25 protein-coding genes are annotated in these 25214 nt (G+C 40.8%); 9 read left to right on the top strand and 16 right to left on the bottom strand.

Annotation, left to right across the window (positions count from 1 at the left end; genetic code table 11):
- The first annotated feature begins 257 nt into the window (after positions 1-257).
- Positions 258-923 (top strand): L-serine ammonia-lyase, iron-sulfur-dependent subunit beta, encoded by a 666-nt coding sequence (gene sdaAB, locus IGJ45_RS06835; RefSeq protein ID WP_003127076.1) that lies wholly within the window; start codon positions 258-260, stop codon positions 921-923.
- 13 nt (positions 924-936) lie between these two features.
- Complete coding sequence (sdaAA, locus tag IGJ45_RS06830) at positions 937-1812, top strand: L-serine ammonia-lyase, iron-sulfur-dependent, subunit alpha (protein ID WP_003127075.1); 876 nt, start codon at positions 937-939, stop codon at positions 1810-1812.
- A gap of 199 nt (positions 1813-2011) precedes the next feature.
- Here sdaAA and IGJ45_RS06825 read toward each other — a convergent pair whose 3' ends face one another.
- From IGJ45_RS06825 to rpmG, 5 genes are all read right to left on the bottom strand, one after another.
- Entirely contained in the window at positions 2012-2920 is a 909-nt protein-coding gene (locus IGJ45_RS06825) for an alpha/beta hydrolase (RefSeq protein WP_005472371.1), read from the bottom strand.
- An 89-nt stretch (positions 2921-3009) separates the two neighbouring features.
- Complete coding sequence (locus IGJ45_RS06820; RefSeq protein ID WP_086269247.1) at positions 3010-4389, bottom strand: DUF1576 domain-containing protein; 1380 nt, start codon at positions 4387-4389, stop codon at positions 3010-3012.
- 126 nt (positions 4390-4515) lie between these two features.
- The gene (nusG, locus tag IGJ45_RS06815) at positions 4516-5058 is read right to left on the bottom strand and encodes a transcription termination/antitermination protein NusG (RefSeq protein WP_003127071.1); all 543 of its coding nucleotides are present in this window, start codon (positions 5056-5058) and stop codon (positions 4516-4518) included.
- A gap of 121 nt (positions 5059-5179) precedes the next feature.
- Positions 5180-5350, bottom strand: a complete 171-nt coding sequence (secE, locus tag IGJ45_RS06810; protein WP_003127070.1) for a preprotein translocase subunit SecE — start codon at positions 5348-5350, stop codon at positions 5180-5182.
- A gap of 12 nt (positions 5351-5362) precedes the next feature.
- Positions 5363-5515, bottom strand: a complete 153-nt coding sequence (gene rpmG / locus IGJ45_RS06805) for a 50S ribosomal protein L33 (RefSeq protein ID WP_005472365.1) — start codon at positions 5513-5515, stop codon at positions 5363-5365.
- Between the two features lie 157 nt (positions 5516-5672).
- On the opposite strand from rpmG, the gene cbpA reads away from it, so the two are divergent.
- On the top strand, positions 5673-6311 hold the full coding sequence (gene cbpA, locus IGJ45_RS06800) for a cyclic di-AMP binding protein CbpA (protein ID WP_003127068.1): 639 nt from the start codon (positions 5673-5675) through the stop codon (positions 6309-6311).
- A 92-nt stretch (positions 6312-6403) separates the two neighbouring features.
- On the opposite strand, the gene IGJ45_RS06795 is transcribed toward cbpA, so the two are convergent.
- On the bottom strand, positions 6404-6913 hold the full coding sequence (locus IGJ45_RS06795; protein ID WP_103300006.1) for a QueT transporter family protein: 510 nt from the start codon (positions 6911-6913) through the stop codon (positions 6404-6406).
- Positions 6914-7497: 584 nt separating this feature from the next.
- On the opposite strand from IGJ45_RS06795, the gene IGJ45_RS06790 reads away from it, so the two are divergent.
- A complete protein-coding gene (locus IGJ45_RS06790; RefSeq protein WP_103299946.1) occupies positions 7498-7851 on the top strand; it encodes a YxeA family protein in 354 nt (117 codons plus the stop codon).
- 597 nt (positions 7852-8448) lie between these two features.
- Positions 8449-9417 (top strand): diacylglycerol/lipid kinase family protein, encoded by a 969-nt coding sequence (locus IGJ45_RS06785; protein ID WP_003127064.1) that lies wholly within the window; start codon positions 8449-8451, stop codon positions 9415-9417.
- Positions 9418-9478: 61 nt separating this feature from the next.
- On the opposite strand, the gene IGJ45_RS06780 is transcribed toward IGJ45_RS06785, so the two are convergent.
- The 3 genes from IGJ45_RS06780 to IGJ45_RS06770 are packed head-to-tail and all read right to left on the bottom strand — an operon-like array spanning position 9479 to position 12738.
- A complete protein-coding gene (locus IGJ45_RS06780) occupies positions 9479-10642 on the bottom strand; it encodes an ABC transporter permease (RefSeq protein ID WP_409531245.1) in 1164 nt (387 codons plus the stop codon).
- On the bottom strand, positions 10629-11795 hold the full coding sequence (locus IGJ45_RS06775; RefSeq protein ID WP_171917692.1) for an ABC transporter permease: 1167 nt from the start codon (positions 11793-11795) through the stop codon (positions 10629-10631). Before IGJ45_RS06775 ends, IGJ45_RS06780 begins: the two co-directional genes overlap by 14 nt.
- A 10-nt stretch (positions 11796-11805) precedes the next feature.
- Positions 11806-12738, bottom strand: a complete 933-nt coding sequence (locus tag IGJ45_RS06770) for an ABC transporter ATP-binding protein (protein WP_103299942.1) — start codon at positions 12736-12738, stop codon at positions 11806-11808.
- Positions 12739-12853: 115 nt separating this feature from the next.
- On the opposite strand from IGJ45_RS06770, the gene IGJ45_RS06765 reads away from it, so the two are divergent.
- Positions 12854-13930, top strand: a complete 1077-nt coding sequence (locus tag IGJ45_RS06765; RefSeq protein ID WP_060814260.1) for a sensor histidine kinase — start codon at positions 12854-12856, stop codon at positions 13928-13930.
- A complete protein-coding gene (locus IGJ45_RS06760; RefSeq protein WP_005472357.1) occupies positions 13927-14547 on the top strand; it encodes a response regulator transcription factor in 621 nt (206 codons plus the stop codon). The genes IGJ45_RS06765 and IGJ45_RS06760 overlap by 4 nt, the downstream gene beginning before the upstream one ends.
- Before the next feature lie 49 nt (positions 14548-14596).
- On the opposite strand, the gene IGJ45_RS06755 is transcribed toward IGJ45_RS06760, so the two are convergent.
- The 5 genes from IGJ45_RS06755 to IGJ45_RS06735 form a co-directional block, all read right to left on the bottom strand.
- The gene (locus tag IGJ45_RS06755; protein ID WP_041119103.1) at positions 14597-14830 is read right to left on the bottom strand and encodes a hypothetical protein; all 234 of its coding nucleotides are present in this window, start codon (positions 14828-14830) and stop codon (positions 14597-14599) included.
- Positions 14831-14922: 92 nt separating this feature from the next.
- Positions 14923-17499 (bottom strand): SF1B family DNA helicase RecD2, encoded by a 2577-nt coding sequence (gene recD2, locus IGJ45_RS06750; RefSeq protein ID WP_219645260.1) that lies wholly within the window; start codon positions 17497-17499, stop codon positions 14923-14925.
- Positions 17500-17516: 17 nt separating this feature from the next.
- Positions 17517-18170 carry a histidine phosphatase family protein gene (locus IGJ45_RS06745; RefSeq protein ID WP_103299939.1) on the bottom strand — a complete coding sequence of 218 codons (654 nt, stop codon included), beginning with the start codon at positions 18168-18170 and terminating at the stop codon, positions 17517-17519.
- 27 nt (positions 18171-18197) lie between these two features.
- Positions 18198-18701: a tRNA (uridine(34)/cytosine(34)/5-carboxymethylaminomethyluridine(34)-2'-O)-methyltransferase TrmL gene (gene trmL / locus IGJ45_RS06740; RefSeq protein ID WP_003127047.1), complete on the bottom strand. Its 504-nt coding sequence runs from the start codon at positions 18699-18701 to the stop codon at positions 18198-18200.
- 297 nt (positions 18702-18998) lie between these two features.
- Positions 18999-19841, bottom strand: coding sequence for a methyltransferase domain-containing protein (locus tag IGJ45_RS06735; protein WP_219645262.1), 843 nt, complete (start codon positions 19839-19841; stop codon positions 18999-19001).
- A gap of 88 nt (positions 19842-19929) precedes the next feature.
- On the opposite strand from IGJ45_RS06735, the gene IGJ45_RS06730 reads away from it, so the two are divergent.
- A complete protein-coding gene (locus IGJ45_RS06730; protein WP_195957659.1) occupies positions 19930-20574 on the top strand; it encodes a copper homeostasis protein CutC in 645 nt (214 codons plus the stop codon).
- Positions 20575-20635: 61 nt separating this feature from the next.
- Here the strand turns inward: IGJ45_RS06730 and IGJ45_RS06725 are convergent, their stop codons facing one another.
- Positions 20636-22417: an ABC transporter ATP-binding protein gene (locus IGJ45_RS06725; protein ID WP_219645263.1), complete on the bottom strand. Its 1782-nt coding sequence runs from the start codon at positions 22415-22417 to the stop codon at positions 20636-20638.
- Positions 22404-24155, bottom strand: coding sequence for an ABC transporter ATP-binding protein (locus tag IGJ45_RS06720; protein WP_003127043.1), 1752 nt, complete (start codon positions 24153-24155; stop codon positions 22404-22406). The genes IGJ45_RS06725 and IGJ45_RS06720 overlap by 14 nt, the downstream gene beginning before the upstream one ends.
- 141 nt (positions 24156-24296) lie before the next feature.
- On the opposite strand from IGJ45_RS06720, the gene IGJ45_RS06715 reads away from it, so the two are divergent.
- Positions 24297-25133, top strand: a complete 837-nt coding sequence (locus IGJ45_RS06715; RefSeq protein WP_003127042.1) for an AraC family transcriptional regulator — start codon at positions 24297-24299, stop codon at positions 25131-25133.
- The last annotated feature ends 81 nt before the right edge of the window (positions 25134-25214 follow it).

Below are 25214 nucleotides of genomic sequence, written 5' to 3'. Positions count from 1 at the left end.
CCATATTTCTCCTCCCACTTTAGTGAATCATGTGCGCACACAAAAAACGTGTGAATAATGCACACTGAGATATTATAGCATCTCAAAAGAAATTTGCAAGAACTCTTGGCGAATTTTTTTGCTTTTTATGGAGAAAATCGGTAAAACAAAAAAAAGATTAAAAAAATCCCATACAGTTCCACTCATTGCTCTATTTCTCCATATTTTATGCTAAACTACATCTGGATTTCTCCCATCAATTAAATGAGGTGAATAGAATGGAACCTTTAAAATACCGAAGTGTCTTTGATATTATTGGACCAATTATGGTTGGACCCAGCAGTTCCCATACCGCAGGTGCTGCTCGAATTGGCAAAATCGTGCGCCACATCTTTGGCGAACAGCCTGACAGTGTCGATATCCTTTTGTATGAGTCCTTCGCGAAAACTTATCGCGGCCACGGAACAGATATTGCACTTGTCGGCGGTTTGTTAGGAATGGAGCCCGATGATCAGCGCCTTGCTGACTCATTAAAGTTAGCCTATGAGCAAGGTCTAGAAGTACTCTTTGTTCCGAAAAACGAAAAAGCCGAACATCCGAATATGGTCAAAATGATTTTAAAAAAAGGTGACCGCAAAATGTCCGTTACCGGCATTTCAATCGGCGGTGGGAATATACAAATTTCTGAATTGAATGGTTTTAAAATCTCATTGACTTTAGGTACCCCTACCTATGTCATCGTTCATCAAGATGTTCCCGGAATGGTCGCACGTGTCACGAATCTACTTTCTGAGGCACAAATCAATATTGGTACGATGACTGTTACCCGAGAGTCCAAAGGAGAAAAAGCCATTATGATCATTGAAGTGGATGAACGAAATGATCAATTGGCACAACAAATCAAAGCACTGCCCCACGTTTATAGTGCGGCTTATTTCGATTAAAGGAGGATTCGTCATGTTTTATACGATTGAAGATCTTGTTCTTCAAAGCAAAAATTATGCATCGATTGCAGAGATGATGATTGCGGTCGAATGCGAAAACTCAGGGCGCACTCGCGAGCAAGTCATTGCACTAATGGACAAAAACCTGACGGTCATGGAACAATCCGTTGCCGAGGGCGTTGCTGGAGTGACCTCTGTGACGGGATTAACCGGTGGCGATGCCACACGAATGAATGATTATATACAGGCTGGTGATTTTCTAAGTGGTGAGACGATCTTGCAAGCCGTTCAAAATGCCATTGCTGTCAATGAAGTCAATGCCAAAATGGGATTGATTTGTGCCACTCCTACAGCTGGGAGTGCCGGTGTTGTCTCTGGTGTGCTGATGGCTGTTCGCGATCGTTTGCAGCTGTCTCGTTCTCAACAAATCGATTTCCTCTTTACTGCCGGAGCCTTCGGACTAGTCATTGCGAACAATGCTTCGATATCCGGAGCAGAAGGCGGTTGTCAAGCAGAGGTTGGTTCTGCCAGTGCCATGGCAGCAGCAGCCCTCGTCTGTGCTAAGGGTGGGAGCGGACATCAAGCTGCTCAAGCAGTAGCCATTACACTAAAGAATATGATGGGATTGATTTGTGATCCTGTCGCTGGGTTAGTCGAAGTTCCTTGCGTGAAGCGAAATGCTCTCGGTTCCTCACAAGCATTTATTTCTGCTGATATGGCTTTAGCAGGAATCGAAAGTGTGATTCCTCCGGATGAAGTCGTCCACGCGATGTACCAAGTAGGACGGCAAATGCCAAGTATTTTTAAAGAAACAGCCGAGGGCGGGTTGGCCACAACGCCTACAGCACAACGTCTACAAGCGCAAATTTTAGATGCCGCTGAACACTAAAAGATGTAAGAGTCTCAATAAATAACATATCCGAATGATCATTAGATAGCTCCCGCGGCTCTGCAGGTCCTCGTTACCTATGCACGAGAAGAATAAGCGATCTCCGATCATTCGGATATTTTTGTCTATTTGCTACTACTAAAAAAAACAGATAGAACTTATATCAAAGTTATTCTTACAGCCTTTTGACGACTATCAGTTATTTCTCCCATAAAAAAGCAGCAATGTCTTCATCTACTTCTTGATTTTCATGCAGCTGACTATGCTGTGCCTGTGATCCTTTAATGATTTTTTCAGTCACAGAATAGCCATTCGCTGCCAATAAGTGGTTGATCGCCAAGGCACTTGTGGTCGGCACAGTGCCGTCCGATAGCTCTTCATCAGATAATTGCCCAGCAATCAGCTCAATCGGGAGTCGATGCCCCCCTTGCTTCAATAGTCCTTGAAATTCCTGGTAGCGTGGAGAAGCCTCCGTTGGTCCGTTTGTCACTAAATCAGTGATAGTCTGCCGTGAACTCGTATCAATAAATTCATTGAAAGGCGCCCCGATCGCTATAAATTTAGCTACTTTTGGCAATGCGGGATCCAGTGCTTCAGCCCCAGCTGCACTCAGCTCTCCAAATGTTGTGAGATAGCGAAAACCACTAACTCCCCCCATGGAATGTCCGACTAAATTTACTTGCTCTATTCCTTCCTTTTTCAGATAAAGCAACGCTTGTCGGATCCATTCTGCTTGATTCCATTCATTATTTTGATTGTCAGCGAACAAGACCTGAATGGTTGGATTTACAGCTTTTTTAGAAAGCACTCCTTCCGTTGAAACTGTCCCATCTGGTGAAATTGTTAGAACCATTTCATTGCTCACCCAATCTTTTTGGGCAAAACGCTGTATCATCCCTCCAAATGATGCGGGACCTCCTTGATAACCATGAATAAAGAGTGTTGGCGTGGTCGTTTTCTGAACGGGTTCGGTGGTTGATGTTTCTGCCGAAGCAGTCGTTGTCTCCGTTGGCTTCTGTGTACTTTTTTGTGCTGAAACATTTGAGTGAGTTGCTGCTTGACAGCCGCTAAGCAAAACAACCAGACATAGAAATAGCCATTTTTTCATTTACAGTCCCTCCAAATCGGGTCTAGTATAATCCCTTTTGAAACAAGAAACAAGCAATAGCTAATGTTTACTCTTTATTCAAGAACACTTCATTCTTTACTCGTTGCTTGGTAGGTTACCTTTTCTTTGCCTCCGGACTGTTTCTTCCGTTTAAAAATCGAGGTGTCCGCGATTTGTGAAAAAAAATCGAGCAATGGAATGATCATCATCGCAACGAGCCCTCCGGAAAAGCCATTATTGTACAGATTCAATCCACCATGAAGCACATCGATATTCAAAACCATCGACGTATGAATGAATCCCACGATCATCCCCCCTTTCCACCCGTAAGCATTAGTCACCGCACAGAGCATCATTGCAAAAATAGCCGCTGTAACGGTTACTGTTTCAGTCATTGCGTAGATATTCATTGTATTTGCTAATAGCACACCGGCAAATAAGGGCAGCGCGTTAAAGACATGGGCACCACAAGCAGAAAAACCAATGACACAAAACATCGCACCTGCAATGGGACCATTGAGGTTGACACCTAGCATACTCACATAACTCATTAACAGCAATCCCATTAACCCCATATTAATCATCGTATTATAAACGCCACTTTCACGTAAAATATCGTATTCGATTTTGCCGCTATGAGACCATATTGCCCGCATGTTCAACCGCTTGCGTTTAACAGCCATTGCTAACCCATAGCCAATCATTAATAAAGACAGCGACACCATCATAATAACCAGTGGAAGATTGGAGCCTTTAGAAACGATTGCTCGCAATTCGATATCAAAACCAAACATTCGGCAAATTCCTGCGACCATCGTACACAACATGCCAGAAGTAAAGCCGGCACTATAGATACTGACTTTTTTAAATAATGCTTGAAAATGCAGTGCTAAAGGAACCATGATCAATCCAGTCAAAACACCGATCAAATAACCGATGAAGCTACCGAAATAAGCGGGAAGTGAGTCATTGAATGCAAAAAAACTAACGATGGGTGAAACGGAGGAACCGTACAAAGCAATGAGAAGATATTTTTTGAGGGGTTGATTCATTAAATAGGAATAGAGACGAACACCTAAGAAGATTGGAATAAAATTGAACAGATTTTTGCCAAACAAACCATACCCCGTAACCATAAAGACGGCTGATATCATTCCTCCAGTAACCGGAACTCGGTAATGGTAACAGACCGCGATCGCAACAAAAGTCATGATCGACGCATTGAACAGTGCGCCACCTACAGAAGTCAGCGCAACGTAATCCGTTACTAAATGGCTTTCCGAGAACATGATTGTAAGCATTTCACGAAACACTTTTTGAGGTTCCATAAAGATCACGGCAGAAAGCAGCAAAAACAAATTAAAAGCAAACAACAAACTATAACCATTATGTACGGAAATCACACCTCTTTTTTCCAAATGTTGGTCAAAAAAATGGCGTTGACAAATCGATGCGAGAATTTTCTTCATAGGACCCCCTTTTTATAAAACGCTTTCTTTTCGTGAGATAAAAACAGCGGGCCAATAACGGTCCGCTATCACCAATTTTCAATTTTATTTTACCTTATTTTGACAAAAAACACTACAGTTTTATACTTAGATTTTATCTACTTGTTCAAAATCCAATTCTGTACTTGTTTCTCGACCAAACATATCAATATTGACTTTTAGTTTTTGTTTTTCTTCGTCGATCTCAGCGACTTGTCCTTCTAATCCAGAGAATGCACCTTCGATGATTTTAACTGTTTCACCAATCTCCACTTCCAATTCAACTGTTCGAGTGCTCATACCGATTGAACGTAAGATAGAGTTGATTTCTTCTTGTAAAAGCGGAGCTGGTTTGCTTCCTGCTCCATGAGAGCCGACAAAACCAGTCACTCCTGGTGTATTACGAACAACATACCATGATTGATCCGTCATGACCATTTCGACGAGGACATAACCTGGAAAAGTTTTGTGAACGATCTCTTTCTTTTTCCCATTCTTTTCTTCCGTTTCGACTTCTTCTGGTACGACAACACGAAAGATGTAATCGCCCATCCCCATGCTTTGCGCCCGTGATTCCAAGTTCGCTTTCACCTTGTTTTCATAGCCGGAGTAAGTATGCAAGACATACCAATTTTTTTCAAAAGATTCCATTGTATTCGGTCTCCCTATCTTTTTGTAAAATAAAAAAACCTCAGTTGCACCGAAGTTTTTCCTCGAATCAATTATACCACGATTTGTTTTACTTGACTAGTTGCTGATAAACCAGCAGCATTTATTTCAAAATCAAATCAAAAACAGTTTGAATCAGCGTATCCATCACAAAAAACATCACTGCAAAAATAATTGTCGTTTGGATCACAACAAAAGTATCTCTGCGTAATTGCTTTCTTGATGGCCAAGAAACATTTTTCATTTCAGCAAAAACATTTTTCATAAAGTTCATCAAGATTCCTCCTTACTTCGTTTCACGATGTAGCGTGTATTGATTGCAGTATTTGCAAAATTTGTTAATTTCAAGGCGATCGCCTTTTTTTCCTTCACTGACTGATTTCGAATAGTTGCGGGATCCGCAGACAGAACAAGCCAAAGCTGCTTTTTTTGTTGCCATTTCTGATGTCCTCCCCCTTTATACAAAGTTTTCCAAAGTTAAAAATACCATTTTTCAGTGAAAGTGTCAATTTTAGATTTTGACACGCAAAAATATAGTTTCCGCTGATTTTATGGTATTATAGAGATGTGAATTGGGTATTTGGGAGGGAATTGTTATGTTACTAAAAACAATGGTTTACAAAAAACGCGACTTAACTACGATCAAAGAAACAGCTACTTTAGAAGAAGCCTTGGAAATTTTAGAAGATTCTGGCTATCGCTGTGTACCGATCTTAGATGAATCCGGCAAAATCTTCCGGGGAAACATCTATAAAATGCACATCTATCGTCACAAATCGAATGGTGGAGATATGACATTACCAGTGACACACCTGCTTAAAAACGCGACAAAATTTATTTATGTCAATTCTTCATTTTTTAAAGTCTTTTTCACGATCAAAGAGTTGCCATACATTGCCGTATTAGATGAAAACAATGAGTTCTATGGGATTTTGACCCACAGTTCATTATTGAATATGCTGTCTCAATCTTGGAATGTCGAACAAGGAAGCTACGTGCTGACTATCGCATCAACTGGCACACAAGGCGATTTAGCGATCATTTCAAAAATCATCGCGAAATACAGCAGTATTGCCAGCTGTATCACATTGGACATCGGCAAGGATGAATTTATTCGTCGGACATTGATTACTTTACCAGCGAATACGTCAAAAGAGCTGTGCGATAAGATCATTTATCAGTTAGAGGCAAAAAACTTCAAAGTTGTTGAAATTGAAGATTTGAATGCAGAATAACAAAAAAGATCATCTCTACCAAAACCTACGGTAGAGATGATCTTTTTTTATTTGTTTTTTGGGAACCATCAAAGCAAAAAACAAATGATTGATTAAAATCGCTTATCGAAGCGAACACCTGTATTCACGATATACATTATAGGCGCTGTGATTGTCATGATAATCAACTCACTTAGCGCTGTTGTACCAAAGGTCGCCCAAAATGGTAATGCGAGAGTCAGATGCAGCATGATTGCAATCAAGAACATGCTCAACGAGAAGAAAATCGTATTAAGCGCTAAACGGACAAAGACATTCGGAACTTTCTTTTGCAATAGCGCCGTTGCTGACAATGCAAGCAAGGTTTGGCCTCCACCAAAGACGACGTCCAAAATTCCCATACCAAAAAATAAATTGTACAATACAACTCCGCCAAAAACACCCCACATCAGTTTTCTGTTAAAGACTACCAGATGATTCAGCCCTTCTGAGACACGAAATTGAATGGCACCAGAAGCCACTGGGGCGACTAAGACTGTCACTGCAACATACAGTGCCATGATCAAACCGTTCGCGACGACAACTCGCAACCGCTGGTTTGATAAAGTGGATGATTTATCCATTTGATCCCTTCTTTCTCCGAGTTTTGATTACGCGGGATGGTTGATGAACCGCGATGCGTTACGCACAAATAATTATTATACAGAAGATTACTGATTTATCAAGCTTACATTATTGATTTGGTTCTTATTGATTTCCATTGTCCAATTAAATTGGAGAATTCATGTGGATGTTTTGTGGATGAAAGTCTAAAAACCTATTTTCCCCCAAGCTGTTCTTCAGTAACAAGGTCGTACAATCTCCTTCTAAAGCAACCCACTTGTCAAATAGCAAAGTGTTAAAATCAACAAAAAAAGAAAGAGGAACGATCTATCTATCAGCGAGGCTGAAAAGGATACCGGAAATGACTAGAATATTTTAAATACATAACCATTAAAACGGTGGTTCTGCTTTGAATAGGAATCTTCCAGCAAAACAGGTCAGAGACGAGCATTGAGTATTTATTTGCTCGCAATTCATTCTGTTCTTCCTCTCCTACTAATTCTCATTGTCCTCCTTACAATTTTGTTCGCTTATTCTCAGCCTTTAGATTGATTTATTTCATTATTCATAGATGTAATCTATTCCTCGAAAGGAATGATTTTATATGAAAAAACTATTATCTTTTACTGTAGTAACCCTTCTTCTGATGGGTGGAGGCTGGTTCTGGTATGAGCAATCTTATGGAACGACAGATTACTACACTAAGATAACTTCGAAAGGTGAACGCGTTTCGATTGGTAGAGGTAGCGGGAGAGAACACTTTAGATACAAGTACAACTTAGCTAGCTATACATCAGACAATAATGAAAAAGATGTGTCTTTTAATTCCTATGGAGACAAGCCACTAAAAGAGAATGCATACCTTGTATTACATGTAAATAATCATAAAGGAGTAATGGGATGGGAAGAAGTCTCGCCTAATGATGTTCCATCAGCTATATTGAATAAACTTGGATAAAGAACTCAAAGAGACGGACATCCGTCTCTTTATTCGTCAAACCAACTTCATGTAAACTTGATGTCTGTGAATCGTTCAATTGTTCATTTTCCTCTAAGTTCCTGTTTGCTTATGAGGGGAATCGTACACCTTCATTGTTCATCGACTTAATGGCTAATAAGTTCAAGAGTGCTATCTTTTGATATCTTTAAATTTATCTAAAGATAGTGACAAAGACCATGTAAGCGGTTGCTTCTATCCGTTTTCGTGCTATACTATAAGTGTAAGGAGCAAGGATTCCCAGTAAAGCAGACGATGAAGGATCTGCAAGAAAAGAATTGTTGTCAACTTAGAAAAACAGACAAAGGATGTGGGAATTTGAGTTACTCCTTACTAATTGAATAGGATTCGGCGAATGTGAGCAATACGGATGTGATCATAGTGGACATAAGAACCTTAGATCACAAAAACAACAGCGAAAATAGTAGCTTGTTGTTACGTACCTTTCGTCGAATCTATTTTTTTGTCAAAAAATAGTTAAGCATCACTAGCCAAACTTGTCAGCAATCGTGCTATAATAAACAGCATTGATTTTAGATTAGATGGAGCATTTATTGTATGAAATATTATTATCATTTTGTTGTTAACCCTGAAGCAGGCAGTGGACGTGGCCTAAAAGTAGCCAAAAAAATTGAAGCAATCGTCAAGAAGCGGCGTTTTCCCCATCAGTTCTACTATACAGAATATGCTGGGCAAGAACAGGAACTTACTACTTCTTTACTGGCACAAGTATTGTTGCCATGGGATGACATCTATCGAGAAAATTCAGAAATGCTTTACCCCTTACTGGTGGTGATCGGTGGCGATGGCACCTTACATCAAGTAGTTTCCTCCCTTCAAGAATCAGAAAAAAATATTCCACTAGGCTACATTCCGGCAGGATCAGGGAATGACTTTGCCAGAGGAATGCGTTTACCTAAAGAACCAGAGCAAGTATTTTGGAAAATCGCTGGGACCGCTACTCCTCAATCGGTTACGATCATCAAGTATCATGATCAAATCCAAGATGAAACTGGGTTCGCAATCAACAATATCGGTATTGGATTAGATGCATCGATCGTTTACGCAGCAAATCATTCTGCTGCGAAATCAAACTTAAACAAGTTCAATTTAGGTTCATTTGCCTACTTGTCCGCAGTAGTGAATGTCTTGTTCCGGCAAAAAGGATTTCCCATCCTGGTAGAAACCAATGGAAAACAATTGAATTTTACAAAGGCTTTCTTGTGCACAACGACAAATCACCCCTACTTCGGTGGCGGTGTGGCGATCGCCCCTACAGCAAACCTCAACGAAGATAAGATCGATTTCGTTCTCGTTGAGCGAGTCGCTTTGTTCAAAATTTTTTGGCTTTTAGCCTTACTAACCCGCAAGAAACAAATGAGATCTCGCTACTTCCATCATTTATCTACGAATAAGCTCCGAATCGTCTCCACAGTACCACAGCATGGTCAAGAAGACGGCGAAGAAATGGGTAAGCGGCCATTTGATATCACCATAACCACTACCAAACAATTGATATGGAGTTAGAAATAGTGAGAGAAGAAAAAACGATGCCGCTGTTGAGTCAGCGGCATCATTTTTTTATGACTCATGCAACCCTTTTTTGATTAAACCAGCGGCTGTCTTTTTTCAAAACGAACTGTATTATCAAAAAGGCACAGGCAAATAAGACCAATATCAAGCAGTTCAACCAGAATTTCGTAGTGAAATCCGCATTCACTGAGAGGGTGTTCCCAATCAATTGATTGTTTTGTACAAACCAATAAGTCGGTGTAAAAGAAGCGATCTTACTAATAAAGTCTGGTAAAAAATCTGATGAAACAAAAACTCCCCCTAAAAAACAGCTTCCCATAATATACACATTCGAAATTCCATTCAACGCCTCACTATTTTTGACAAATGACGTAACACACGTTGAAAATGTGACAATTGGCAAGAAAAAACACAAAAGATTAATCACTAGATAGCCGGTCATGACGGACCACGTGCTACGAGTAAATAGGAGTAATCCCGCTGTAAAACAACTAGTCAGAAGCAGTGAATACCCCAACATACCAATAGAAACGGCTCGGTTCAACCGCCGTGTTGATAAAGGAGATACTTGATTGCGATTCCGGATTTCTTTCCGATTGAACACTAGATTGACCACTCCATAGCCACTAAAAATAGAAAGAAACAAACCGTAAGCAAGTGCATTGAATACTAAGCTGCCGAATTGCTGGTTCATCCGTTCACTGTATCCACGACTAATCGTTACTTCGCCATTTGCGGCCAAAGTAGATTGCGTATTTTTCAATGCCTCTTCCCTATTGCCAGTTACATGATAAAAAGCCGTATAAGTCGACAAAAAGGTATCTACTTGCCCTTCAATCAATGTTTTAGCAAAAGCATCGGGACGAGATTGTGCATCGATTGCTGACGGTACACCTGCTTCAATATTCGTAGTAAAATCTTTAGGCAAAAATAAAACATAGTCGATTTTTCCAAAATACAGCGCATCATCAATCGATTTTTGGCTCTTATCAGACAATTCCACAACCGTTTGTTCTTCTTTTAAATAGTCAATCAGTGCTTTACTTAATGCGGAGTTGTCTTCTGTAACAATGGTCATTGTCCCCCGATCCAATTTTGCATCCGGTGCTGCTGTATTTTGCGCATAGAAGAAGGTGATGATCACAGTTACAATGACTGCAATCAACAAATTTGTTTTGTTCGCTTTTAAAATTTTCAAAACGGTTTTATACAGCGACATATTGAACCCTCCTTTCAAACATTAGATTACTAAAGGCTAAGATAACCATAAAGGCTACTAACCAGAAAAGATTCAAATAGAAATCCTCTAGTGAGCGATAAAAATAGAGCTGATAGAAACTCTCACTAATTAAGTTGACAAGATTCAGTTTTCCTAGCACCGGAATGTGCAGATCGATCCAGTATTTGATGTCTTGGGAGCCCATCATACCAGCAAAAAAACTCATCGCCATTGTAACAGCCACACCCAATCCTTCTTTTTGTGCCAGCCCCATATTAGGAAGCAAATTCCCAACCAAATTCCCTAATAATAATGCATTCAATGCACCCAAAGCGGATAGGACGAATAACCACTGCCAGCGGTTTCCGAAGTCGACTTGATAAATAAAATGAAAAACACTTAGAATCACTAAAACTTCTAAGAAAAATATCGTGAATCCAGCAAGGATATTTGCTGAAAAAACCAGCAATCGGTTTCGAGGGATGATCGAAAGGCGAATCCCTTTGGAAGACTGATTTGCTTGCTGGTCTTGGGCGTTTCTGACCCCCCACATGAATCCATACAAAATAGCCATTCCCACCAAGGTAAAGAAATAAAAACTTTTGATACTCATGTTTCTAGTCTGATTTTCTTGCTGAACAAAAGATTCTCCAACTAGAAAAGATGTGAGCTGGTCTTCTGTCAAAGTAGAGTCAATTGCCACCAACTTATTGGCCAGGTCAGTATTTTGTAAAAATCGGTCCATCATGTTTTTTAGAATGGTTTGAGAAAGACCGGTACGTGCAATAGCCAATTGGATCGATGACTGTTCAAAGGAATAATATCCAGCAAGATCCCCTGCATCTAATCGTTTTTCAGCCTCTTGAGGAGAGACTTCTTGTAGTGAAAACAATGGTTCTCCACCAGACTTTGTTTGCTTCAAAACATTCATAAATGCGACTTGCTGAGTCAGTTGTCCCTCATTTGTTTTCTGATTTTGTTCTTCTTTGATAATCCCAACGGGAATCGTCTCGATCGTTCCAGCTTGATCAATCTCGCTAAATGCTACAGAAAACATCAACCCTAATAAAATCGGGAAGATCAATGTCCAAAATAGTAAGGAATTATTACGAACTAAAACGTTCAAGCGATACCGATATAAGTGTCCAAACATAATCTCCCTCCTAGTCTCTTAATTCTTTACCGGTAATTTCCAGAAACACATCGTTTAATGTTGCTTCTCCTGTGTGAATCTTAGTAAATGCGATATGTTCATCCTCCAAATAGCTTAGTACTGGTAAAAGAATCTCTTTCATCTTTTTGGCTGTGATCGTCAAACGCTCTTTATCATAGGCAGTTTCAAGAACTTGAGGCAATGACTTGATAAATTCGATCGCTGTATCTGGAAGTAAAGGGATATCGATCACAAGATTTTCCGTACTTCGAACCATGTCCTTCAACTCTTCTTTTGTTCCTTTCGCGATGACTTGTCCCTGATCCATGATCACAATCTGATCACAAAGTATTTCGACTTCCTCCATATAATGAGTCGTATAAACAATTGTTGCACCTTGCTGATTCAACTTTTTGATACTGTCCAAAATTTTGTTCCGACTTTGGGGATCCACGGCAACAGTTGGTTCATCAAGAAAAATCAGTTGTGGTTTATGGGCAATGCCGCAAGCAATGTTTAAACGCCGTTTCAAGCCACCACTTAATTGTTTTGGATAGAATCCTTTGAACTCTTCTAATCCCACAAGCGAAATGACTTCCTCGATCAATAGTTTCCGCTTCTTCTTGTCAGCAACATACAGACCACAGAAGTAATCAACATTGTCGTAGACAGTCAACTCTTCAAATACAGCGATATCTTGCGGAACGACGCCAATTTTTTGCTTTATTTCATAACTTGTCGGTGTCATTTTATTTCCAAACAATTTAATAGTCCCTTTATCAAAAGATAATAAGGACAACATACAGTTGATAGCTGTTGATTTGCCGCTTCCATTAGGTCCTAAAAGCCCGAGAACTTCACCTTCCCTGACTTGCAAATTAAAATGATTCAATGCGAGAAAATCACCATAACGTTTTACCAAGTTATCAATTTCAATAATCATCGAAAAAACTCCTTTCCAAACACTTCTTATTCTGACTATAATAAAAAGCGAAAAGAATAACTAGTGAGGATACGCCAAAACAAAAATGACATTTGTCATTATTTAGGAGCCAGATATGAATAAACCATTGTCGATTAATGAGGTTGTTTTTTATTTTCTTCTCTGTGGAGGGCTAATGTCCCTGAATGGCTTCCAAGCCCTAGACTTAATCTATCTTTTGACGACAATCATCTTAAGTGGTCTCTGTCTGCTGTTCAAAAAAGGAACGTGGCTGGCATTGGGCATTTTGATAGGTCTTAGTTTGGTTTGGCCAATTTATAGCTATTTTTTCCCATGCGTCTTTCGTTCAGCCCAGATTGGTGAAAAGCAAGAAAAGATCCTCCTGCTCATTCTTTGTATACTCTTATTTTCCTTGGTTCCTTCTTGGCCGATACGGATTATACTGATGCTTTTGGTCTACTCTGCTTCTTACTTGCGAAACGATAGTTTTGAATTTCATTCGTTACAAAAAAAATTCAACTCGACTCAAGATGCCAATTGGGAAAATGAGAGCCGATTGCGTGAGCAAAACGACTACCTTAAAAGCTCTCAAGAAACAGAAGTCGCCTTACAGATCGCTGAAGAGCGGAATCGAATCGCTCGTGATATCCATGATAATGTTGGTCATCTGCTTTCAAGTGCCATCTTACAATTAGGTGCCATTCAAGCAATTAATCAAAATAAGCAACTTCACTTACCATTGGATCAATTGAACCGAACCATGAACTTGGGTATGGACCGCATCCGAGAAAGTGTTCACGATTTACATCATCACTCGCTTCCTTTTCCACAAGCATTAGATCTTTTGCTATCAGACTTTCAATTTTGTACAGTTGAGGTAATAGGAACACCGCCAAGTATTCTCTCTCAAACACAACAAACTGTCCTAATCACGATCATAAAAGAAGCCTTGACCAACGTCATGAAGCACAGTCAAGCAACAAAAGTGACTTGCGATTTTAAACAACTACCTGCTTTTCATCGATTACAAATCAAGAATGACAAACCAAAGGATAGGCTCAATCACACCCACGGGATCGGTTTGCAGACGATGCGCCAGCGAATCAACCAGGTAAACGGACAACTCCATGCCCTTGAAAAAGAGAATTTATTTCAACTTACGATTATTTTACCTAAGGAGGAGGACCAATGATCCAAGTAGTAATCATCGATGACGATCCCCTAGTTACCGCATCATTAAAAACCATCTTGGAAGTTTCAAACGAAATTGAGGTAACAGGCATTGGTCATTGTGCCAAAGAAGCAGTTGCATTGTACGAAGAAAGAAAACCTGCGATTATACTAACAGATATTCGGATGCCCGATGGGACTGGATTAGATGCTGCTCGCAAGATTTTAACCCGGGATCCGAATGCCGTCATTTTACTCTTAACTACTTTTGATGATGATGCCTATATACGAGAAGCTTTGGATCTCGGAGTCAAAGGCTATCTCATCAAGCAAAATCTTTCGGCTATTGTACCCTCTATCAAAGCTGCATACAATGGCCAAGCAGTGTTTGGCGCTGAAATCGTCACGAAGTTTCCTACACTGTTAAAAAATAATGACTCTTATTTGACTACTCATTTCTCAGAACGAGAAAAAATGATCTTGAAGGAAATTGCCACTGGAAAAAACAATAAAGAAATTGCGCAAGCGTTGTTTCTCAGCGAAGGAACGGTCCGCAATTATATCAGTAAGTTATTAGAAAAATTAGAACTTCGGGATCGTACCCAGTTAGCCATTTATTATTACCAGCATTTACAATAAAAAACACGTAAGAGGCAATCTCCTCTTACGCGTTTTTTTGATTTCAGCCTTAAATGCTTCCTGAACTATTCGGATTGGTTGGGTTAGTCGGATTTGTGTTTGGTGCCCAAACTGGCGGAACTTTGTCTAATTTTTTCTCTAACCCGGTTTCCTCTCCTTGCTCGTTTTCGGCATCTGGACTTTCATCAAGTTTGTATTCTTTCTCCAACTCATCCAATTTCTTGAAGTTATTGCTGGATTCTTTTGCTAATTTTTCTAATTTGTCATCTGTTTCTTTCGCCATTTGAAAACGCCTCCTTTTGGTATTAGCTTAGCATGTTTCGCTAAAAAACCAAAAGAAAGCGCTCATTTTCATTAACTGTAAAAAATTCTTTTTTAAGAGACGAGAAAATCATATGGAGAAAGATTTTCCATCCCAATCATTGGATCAACCACATTTTTTTGAACCATTTCGATTGTCAATTCTCTCGAAAGCGGTTCTTTTGAGATAGTTCCTTCCGGTAGTGTTTCTTCGATGATGGATTCACTCGGTGTTGTGGCAAACAAATCAAGTTCCTGTTTCTGAACCGACTGCTTACTGCTCACCGGCTCACGGGCAGTATCTGTTTTCTTTTCACTTTTCATTGTGGCTGTTGTCTGTGAGTTAGACTCTGAGAAAGGATCATCTGCTTCTTCAAACTGTGCCAACCTTTGACGTTGCAAAGGTGTCATCTCGTCGCTGCCGTTGATCCGCTCTTGCAAGGTAGTCAGTCGAGTGGCGGACTCATGTGTCACACATGTTTGATAAGCTTGGGGCTCTCCTAATAAAATCAACAGCTCTTTGCTGCGGGTCACTGCCGTATAGAGTAAATTTCGTTGCAGCATTCGTTGGTATTGATGAACCATCGGCATGATCACCATTTTGAACTCGCTTCCTTGCGCTTTATGGATCGAGCAGCAATAGGATAATGTGATTTTATTCCATTCATTTCGCTTATAGGTAACTTCTGTGGCATCGAATTGGATCACTAATTCGTCCACTTTGTCTTCTGACTGTTTGGCAGGAATAATGCCGACGATTTGTCCCATATCCCCATTGAAAACATTGTCTTCTGGCGAATTGACCAGCTGCAAAACTTTATCTCCGATCCGGTAGACTGTTTCATTCCAAGTGACTTCTTTTTTGGTCCCATCGTTTGGATTAAAGATTTCCTGCATCATCTTGTTTAGTGCATCGATCCCTGCTGCTCCGCGGTACATTGGCGCTAGAACTTGAATGTCTTGCGGTGTGAAGCCTTTCGCTTTCGCCCGTTGCACGATTTGTGCGATCAACGGTTCAATTTTGTAAGCATCACAAGCAAAGAAAGAGCGATCTCTTTGATTTTGGGTAAAGTCTGCAGGCAGTTGCCCATTTTTTATCGCATGAGCCAATGGAATGATGCTTGACCCATCTCCTTGACGATAGATCTCGGTCAATTCTTGTTTTGGAATCTGTTCGATTTCTAAAAGATCATGCAGCACTTGTCCCGGTCCTACTGAAGGCAGTTGGTCTTTGTCGCCAACAAAAATAACTTGCATATTTGTAGGGATCGATTTGAACAATGTATTAGCCAACCACGTATCCACCATCGACATTTCATCAACAATCAACAAACCGCCTTCAAGTTCTTTCGCAGCGACACTAGGCGTCTTCTCACGGCCGTTAAGCCCAAGCAAACGATGAATCGTCCCACTGGGAAGTCCCGTCGTCTCATTCATCCGTTTGGCTGCCCTACCTGTAGGAGCTGCCAACAAGATGGGGAAGATTTCTTCCGTGTATTTTGCGGGATCTAAATCAAGATCATTCAATTCAGCAAATAATTGAACGATCCCATTGATTACTGTCGTTTTCCCTGTTCCAGGTCCGCCAGTCAAAATAAATAATGGGGAATGGATGGCTTCTTTGATGGCTTCTTCTTGGGAAGATCCATAGACGATCCCTAATCGCTTCTCGATTTTTCGCAGTGTTTTTTCAACTGTTTTTTTGGGGTAGTTGATTTCTTTTTTGCGAGCTAATAATCGTTGGATCGAATTGGCGATCCCCCACTCTGAAAAATAGAGACTGTTTTCATACAACTTCGTTTCTTCTTGTTGGATCTTGCCTTCTTCTACCAATCCAATAATCGTATTTGCCAAGTCATCCGGTGGAATTTCGATGGGTCGACTCGTTTCCAACAACCGAAGTGTTTGCTCGAGCAAATCTTGTGCGTGAATATACGTGTTCCCAGTCTGTAAAGATTGGGCAAAAATCTGGTGCAAAACTGCCGCACGATAGCGCTGGGGCGAGGTGGCTTCAATTCCTAATTGATCGGCGATGTTATCTGCCCGTTTGAAGCCAATCCCTTCAATATCTTCGACTAATTGATAAGGATTTTCTTGGATGATCTCTAATGCTTCATTTTTGTATGCTTGGTAAATGGCAAAAGAAAGCTGACTACCAAATCCATAGCGGCTTAACCCAACGATCACTTGATCCATCCCATGATTGAGTCGAACCGTATCAAGAATCATTTTTCGCTTGCTTTCATTCAATCCAGGAATTTGCTCCAACAATACCGGGTCCTCTAACATGCGATCGATCGCCTGATCTCCTAGAAGCCCCACAATTTTTTCAGCCGTCTTCTTACCGATACCAGGAAACTTCTCTCCTGAAAGATAATTGATCAGACCTTGCTCTGATGTAGGTTGTTCTTGCTGATAGCTGTCCACTTTTAATTGGACGCCATATTTAGGATGATTGACTAACTCACCGTAGAATCGGTAACTCTCCTCTTCTTGGATCTCACCAAAGCTCCCAGTGACGACGATCTCAGATTCTTTGTAATCCGCATTATTTTCTGTCACTTTGACTAAAAGTACCTTATAGAAATTGCTAGGATTTTGAAAAAAGATCGCGGCAACATGGCCGACAAAAAATGTTCTTTCTGGATTCACGACGCCGCTCCTTTCACCTATAGTAAGGCATCTAAACTGTCTTGATTTTCTAGAAAACTTGCATCATTCCAACAGGTCATCTCAAAAGGCAATTGTTTATCTGCTCCTGTCTCTAAAATGGTCAAGCTATTATTAACAAGACCACCTTGTTCCCGCAATTGTGCCAATTCTTTTCCGGTCAACCATTGGATAGCTGCCGTCAATGAGGCCCCATGACCGACAAAAAGTAACGGACCATTGTGGGCTTGCACAGCAGTCATCACCACTGTTTCAATGCGCTTCAGGGCATCTTCGATGGGCTCTCCTTGAAATATCGTTGGGTCATAACGGTCAAGATGGTGGCGCAAATCAGCCAGTTCTTGCGGGTATTTTGCCTGCATTTCATCAATGAACTGCCCTTCTAAATCGCCTAGTCCAAGTTCACGTAATCCTTCTGTATAAACAATCTCGACTGGTTGCTTTAATCTTTCCACTATCCCTTGTGCGGTTGTACGGGCACGTAACGAGGTACTTGAATAGATTTTTTCAAAAGGAACATTTGCGATTGCGTCACCCAAAAGCTGGATCTCCTGATAACTTTCAGGCAACAATGGTGAATCGCCCATCATTCCTTGAAATCGTCGTGCTTGATTCCATTCTGTTTTGCCATGACGAGTAAAATATAATTGCATCGAACAAGTCTCTCCTATCGATTGTATCTAATCTAATTTGTCATTATCGTAGTGATGAGTCAATTCTAGCTCTGGAAACCCTTGTTGCCGTAAAGCTTCATAAATAATCAACGCGGCAGTGTTAGATAAATTCAATGATCGGACATGGGCATCATTCATTGGAATTCGTAAACATTTGTCCGCATGTTCGCGCATGAATGTTTCAGGCAATCCAGTTGTTTCCTTCCCAAAAAGGAAAAATTGGTCTTCATGAGTCGTATAATCTACTTCAGAATAGACACGATTGGCAAACTTAGAGATCAGGTACAGTGGACGATCACCTAAAAAGGACATAAATGCCGCTAAATCTTTGTGATAAGTAATATGAACATCATGCCAGTAATCAAGTCCAGCACGCTTCAAATGCTTGTCATCTGTTGAAAAGCCTAATGGCTCAATTAGGTGTAAATGTGTATTGGTGGCCGCGCAAGTCCGAGCGATATTGCCGGTATTGGCAGGAATTTGTGGTTCAAATAAAACAATGTGATTCATCTGGTAAGACTCCTTTCAATTGGTTCGAGCCAATTGTCTCTCAATAGATTCTATAGTACCATATTTTAACGAAAATCGTTTTGCGAACTTCTATCTGATTTACTGAAACTTTGAGCATAAAAAAAAACGTACCAACTCGGTGTCAATCACTGCGAGTCGTTACGTTAGTGAAGCTCTTTTCACTAACTTTTATCAGAACAGGAACCTGATAAAAACCAATGAAAAATGACTTGAGAACAATATATCACTCCCATGACATGATTGCAAGGGTAAATAACAAAAAAGTTCAAAAATTTTTCAAGAAACTTTCGCGACTAACAACTCAATATCGACTGTTATTTCGTGTAACGGGTTTTCCCGAACTTTTGCTATTTGCTCGTTTGACGCACCCCACTCCAATGGCGACATCGCCAACAAGTCCAGTCGCCGGTCTTCTGGGATTGAGAATGGATAACAAATCCGTTCTCGGCTCGCTTGCGGATATTTTGCAAAAAATTTATCAACGACACGTTCATTAGAATAGACTTGTTTTGCAGAATCATCTGGATAAAAAGCTTGCCGCAGCTCTTTAAGGTAGCCTGCTGCTGGCACAACTTTGATCACTTGTCCGCCCGGCTTCAAGATGCGGTCGAATTCCTGATAATTGGAAGGCGAAAATAAATTCAAAATCGTATCAAAACTAGCGGGGGCAAAAGGAAGATTCGTGAGATCTGCGACACACCAAAAGGCAGAAGCAGCATGATTGGTTGCCAAATAGACGCCTTCCTTGGCAATGTCAAATCCTACTGCCGTTTTTTCTTGTCCGGCTAATAATTGGGCAAAAAAGCTGCCTTCCCCACAACCAATATCTAAAATGTTTTCGGATTGTTCAATCTGGTGGGAGATGGCCTCTAAGACTGGACGATACATCCCACTTTGGATCATCCGACTTCGAGGAACAAACATTCCTTGATCATACTCCGTTTTCACAGGATGATCCAAAAAAAATAAAGAACCCTTTTTTGAAAGATCAAAACGATGACGATTCAGACAAATCAGTCCACTCTCATTGGCAAAGACCTGCTGATGACACAATGGACACTCAAATAAGTCGCTATGGGCCTCAAGAAAAAGTCGCCCACGATCGATTTTTTTTAACATATCAAATCCCTCTTCTCTTTCTTACTTTAGCATAGACTTATGGTAAAATGCTAGTATAGAATAACAGCTGAAAAACGGAGGGAAACAGATGTTAAAAGAATTTTGTGCCGAAAATTATACGATGATCCCATTAGCGATCGGCCGAGGAGCAAAACGGATCGAGTTATGCGACAATTTGGCTGTCGGCGGGACCACACCTAGCACGGGTGTGATTGAAGAAGCACTGAGTTACGCTGGTGAAAAAAGTGTACCGATCATGACAATGATTCGACCAAGAGGCGGTGATTTTGTTTATAATGACATCGAGTTAAAAATCATGCACACCGATTTGATCGAAGCCAAGAAATTAGGAACTGATGGTGTGGTCTTTGGCTGTCTGACACCGAACGGCTGGCTCGATGAGGAAGCACTGGAACTTCTGATTGATACAGCTGAAGGATTACAGATCACTTTTCACATGGCATTTGATGCCATTCCGGAATCTCGCCAATTTGAAGCCATTGATTGGCTTGCTGATCACGGCGTCCACCGCATCCTCACACATGGCGGGCCAGCAGGAACAGCTATCGAAGAGAACTTAGAACGGTTAAAAGCATTGATCGACTATGCAGGAGACCGCTTGATTATTTTACCAGGTGCAGGTATTTCATACAAGAATGCCCAGTCAATTGCCGATCAGCTTGGTGTCTCTGAACTCCACGGAACGAAAATCGTTGATTTGACAGATCATTAAGCAAAAAAAGACATTCGCTGATAAACGAATGTCTTTTTTGCGCAAAGCCTACTACCATTTATCATATCGCCTGCAACAAATCGTACTGTGATTGGTACAAGTGATGATAGAGCCCTTTTAAGGCCATCAGCTGGTCGTGATTGCCCGATTCAGCAATTTTTCCTCCAGCGACATAAAAAATACGGTCGGAATTTTTGATCGTTGACAGGCGATGGGCAATAATGAAGGACGTCCTGCCTTCCAGAAGTTTTAAAAGCCCTTCTTGCAGCAGCTCTTCAGTCTTTGTATCAATACTTGAAGTTGCTTCGTCTAGAATCAATATCTTTGGATCTGCCAGTAATGCTCGGGCAAAGGAAATTAACTGGCGTTGCCCTGCGGATAACGTACTTCCTCGCTCTTCAACAACTGTGTGGTAACCATCTTTCAACTCCTTGATAAACTCGTGGGCTCGAACGATTTTTGCAGCTTCGATGATTTCTTCTTCGGTTGCTGCCAGATTTCCATAACGAATATTTTCCATGATCGTCCCCGAGAAAATAAAAGTATCCTGCAGCATGACACCCATTTGTGAGCGCAATGATTCCAAGGTCACATCCCGAACGTCATAACCGTCAACTTTGACACTGCCTTCATTCACATCATAAAACCGACTCAACAAGTTGATGATCGTCGTTTTACCTGCGCCGGTAGGACCAACTAACGCAATACTTTCTCCTGCCTGAATCTGGAAGTTAACATCAGACAAGATATTTTTGCCTTCTTCGTAACGGAAAGTCACATGATTGAAAGCCACTTCCCCTTTGATGCTCGGCAATTCTATCGCATCAGCTTTATCTTCAATATCCGGTACTTCATCCATCGTCTCAAAGATCCGTTCAAGGTACGCCGTTGCCGTGATCAGTGAATTATAAAAATTTCCGATATTGATTACTGGATTCCAAAAATTATTGATGTAACTAATAAAAGCAATCAACGTGCCAGTACTGACATCAACACCGATTTGACGAATACCAACAAAGTAAATCAGACAAGTAGTGATCACAGAGATGTTTTGCACCCCTGGCCACATCAAAAATTGGACTCTGACAGCTTTCATCCAAGATGTACGGTAATCATTGCTGACTTCTTCAAAAATTTGGGCATTTTCTTCTTCACGGGCGAAGGATTGAGTGATCTTGATACCAGCGATACTTTCGTGAATATACGCATTTAGATTCGACTGTTTGTTGCTTAAAACTTGATAAGCTTTGCGCTGTTTATTTTTAATCACCATGACCATCACGAACAAGATCGGTAAGAGTGCCAATGAATACAATGTCAGTTTGACGTCGATGACTAACATGAAAATCAGTGTGATCACTACATTGAAAATATCGGAGATCAGATTGATCAGTCCATTGCTTAACAGATCGCTCAGTGTATTGATATAGTTGACCACACGGATCAAAATCTTTCCATGAGGCCGCGTATCAAAATAGGAAAAAGGCAAGCGCTGTAAATGTTCAAAGATATCGTAACGCATGTCTTTCAAGACGTCTTGGCCAATATTCGTAATATGATAAATCCGGTAACGCATGCACAGACCAATGATCAGCAGTGTCACAACAAACGCAGCACCGATCAAAAACAGCTGCATTTTATTCTGGTCAGGAATAGCTGAATCGATCGCAATTTTTGTAAATACCGGAGCAAGCATTCCCGCCAAATTGGCTAAGATGATCGTAAAGAGGACTTTACCGATACTCGCTTTATAAGGGACGACATAGCGGGCCAATCGTTTAAAGTCTTTCCAACTGAACTCCTGTTCCAGTTCTTCATCCACATCAAATTTATTGCGCGCCATTGTCGTCACCTCCAGTCAATCCCAATTGTTTTTGGTATACCTCGAAGTATCTGCCTTTTTTGGCAACTAGTTCTTCGTGGGTTCCCTGCTCGATCACGCGTCCTTTTTCCATCATCAGAATTTGATCTGCTTCACGGACAGAAGAGATCCGATGAGCAATGATGAAAGTCGTTTTTTCTCCAGTTAGTTTGGTTAGCTCTTGTTGGATCTTGGATTCTGTCTCCATGTCAACCGCTGAAGTGGTATCATCAAGAATCAAGATCGATGGATCTTTCGCCAAAGCCCGTGCCAATGAAATACGTTGTTTTTGGCCACCGGATAAGCCTACTCCCCGCTCACCGACGATGGTTTCATAACCTTGAGGCATTCGGGAAATAAAGGTGTCGGCATCCGCTACCACCGCCATTTGCCGGATAAAGTTTTCGTCTGCCAACGGATTTCCAAAAGCGATATTGTCAGAGATCGTGTTAGAAAACAAGAATACATCTTGCATGACCATTGAAATGTTCTCCCGCATTTGGCGGACCGGATATTCTTTCGCATTTTTGCCATCAATCAGCACTTCACCCTCAGTAGGATCATAAAACCGGCCTACAAGATTGACCAATGTTGTTTTACCAGAGCCGGTTTCACCTAAAATCCCTAACGTTTGCCCAGGTCCTATTTTAAAGCTAACATCTTCCAAAACATTTTGATCCGGATCATCGGAAAAATGAAAGGAAACATGTTTAAATTCCACAAAGCCTTTGATTGGTTCCAAGGCTTTCTTTTCATGGACAGGAATTTTTGACTCTTGTGCGAGCATTTGACGAATCTTGATACAGGCGGCAGAAAAACGTTGAACATCATTGATCAGCCAGCCACTCATTCGCATCGGGTTATTCAACATCCATAGGTACCCGTTGAATGCCACTAGATCACCTAATGTCATGTCTCCATTGATCACAAAGATTCCTCCTAAGACCAAAGCAATGACATTCAAACTTCCGGCTAATCCATCCAACCAAGGCAAATAGGTTCGGGATACTTCGGCAGAAGCCATGTTGCGGGTCTTGAAATCTTGGTTGTACGCTTTAAACTTGTCGATCTCATAATTTTCTCTGGCAAATGCTTTGACGACGCGATTACCACCAATATTTTCTTCTACCATCGAATTCAACCGAGAAAAGCTTTCCCTAATCTCAAAGAACAATGGATGAGCTTTTTTTGACATTTGATTCGTTAATAGAAAGATGATTGGCGTCACAGCGACTAAAGCAAGCATCAATTTCCAGTCAATAAAACTCATGACCACTACGGCTGAGAAAAACCACAAAAAACATTCGGCTATATTATAGGTCACCCAAGAAACAAAGTGTCGAATAGCATCGGTATCCCCTGTCATACGCGCCATAATATCCCCAACTCGCGTATGATTAAAGAAGTCAAAATCCAGTTCTTGCAGTTTGTGATACAAATCTTCTCGTAAATGATAGAGCGTGTTTTGTCCAACTCGTTCAAATAATAGTTGATACGCATAGCGGACAATGGTTCGGATCACTGTCGTTGCGATCATAATCAGTAATAATGGAATCAATAAGTGCGTTTGCTGCTGATTGATCACATCATCGATCACCATTCCCCCTAGATATGGATTGACGACGATCAACGCAGCATTAATAAGTAAAAACAGGATTGCTAAAATGATTCGGCCACGATTTTTTTTCGCATATCGCCAGATCCATTGTGTGTTACTCATCTAATTCCCCCTCTCGTTGTTAAGCTTAGCGATTTACTAGGCGATTAAAATGGTTTTTCTTACTCATTTTGATGTAAAATATTACTAAGAAGCCGTCGACCTGAAATTACCAGGTTCTGACACCATTGGAGTGATAAATGAATGAATCTAGTAAATCCCAGAACCTTTAATCCCGAAATTATCTACTTGTTTGATCCTTGGACACAGTCTGAAAGTCATGGAGAAATGCATCACCATGATTTCTTGGAAATCAGTATCGTTTTGGAAGGAGAAAGCAATTATTATTTTGAAGAGGCGCCAGCTACTAAAATCAAGGCAGGCAGTATCATGTTGTTTAACCCTGGTGTCAATCATTGTGAGTTTCAGGAGTCAGGGACTTGTTCCCACCAACTGCATATTGGCTTAAAGAATATTTCTTTAGAAGGATTCAAACGCAACTTTTTCCCCAACAAGCAACCGTTACTGGATTTAGGAAAATACCACCACCAAGTTTTAGATAAAGCGTGGCAGCTCGTTCGGGAGAGTAATGAGGAGCAAGATGAATTCCAATTAATGCAAAAAGCATTGATCATCGAGATGCTGGTCTATATATTAAGAGGCTTAAACGACAAACGTCTGAATGTGGTGCCCTATCTCACGAAAAGCCAACGCCGCCACCAACAAATCGTTAACTACACCATCTACTTTTTAGAGAACCACTATAAAGAAGAAATCACTTTAGAAAAGCTCGCACAAGATCAGTTTCTCAGTCCAACCTATCTTTCAAAAGTTTTTAAAGAGGCTACTGGAGTCAGCCCAATCAATTATTTAATCGAGATCCGGCTAAAACGTGCGAGAGATATGCTGACAAACGAGAAACTCACGATCAAAGAAGTCGCTTCTGCTGTTGGTTATCAAGACGCGTATCACTTTAGCAAGTCTTTTAAAAAACTTTTTGGCGTTTCTCCTTCGTCAGTCATTCCCAAGTTGCAAAAATAAATTTACCATCATGGTCCCATCATCGATACGAATAAGACAAAAAAGCGAGGCGTCTCTTATAGAAAAGAGGCGCCTCGCTTT

Origin of the sequence: Enterococcus sp. DIV0574, assembly GCF_051711125.1 — a bacterium.
GTDB lineage: Bacteria > Bacillota > Bacilli > Lactobacillales > Enterococcaceae > Enterococcus_D > Enterococcus_D gallinarum.
The sequence above is the reverse complement of the archived record's forward strand: the minus strand, read 5'-3'. Positions and strand labels throughout refer to the sequence as shown.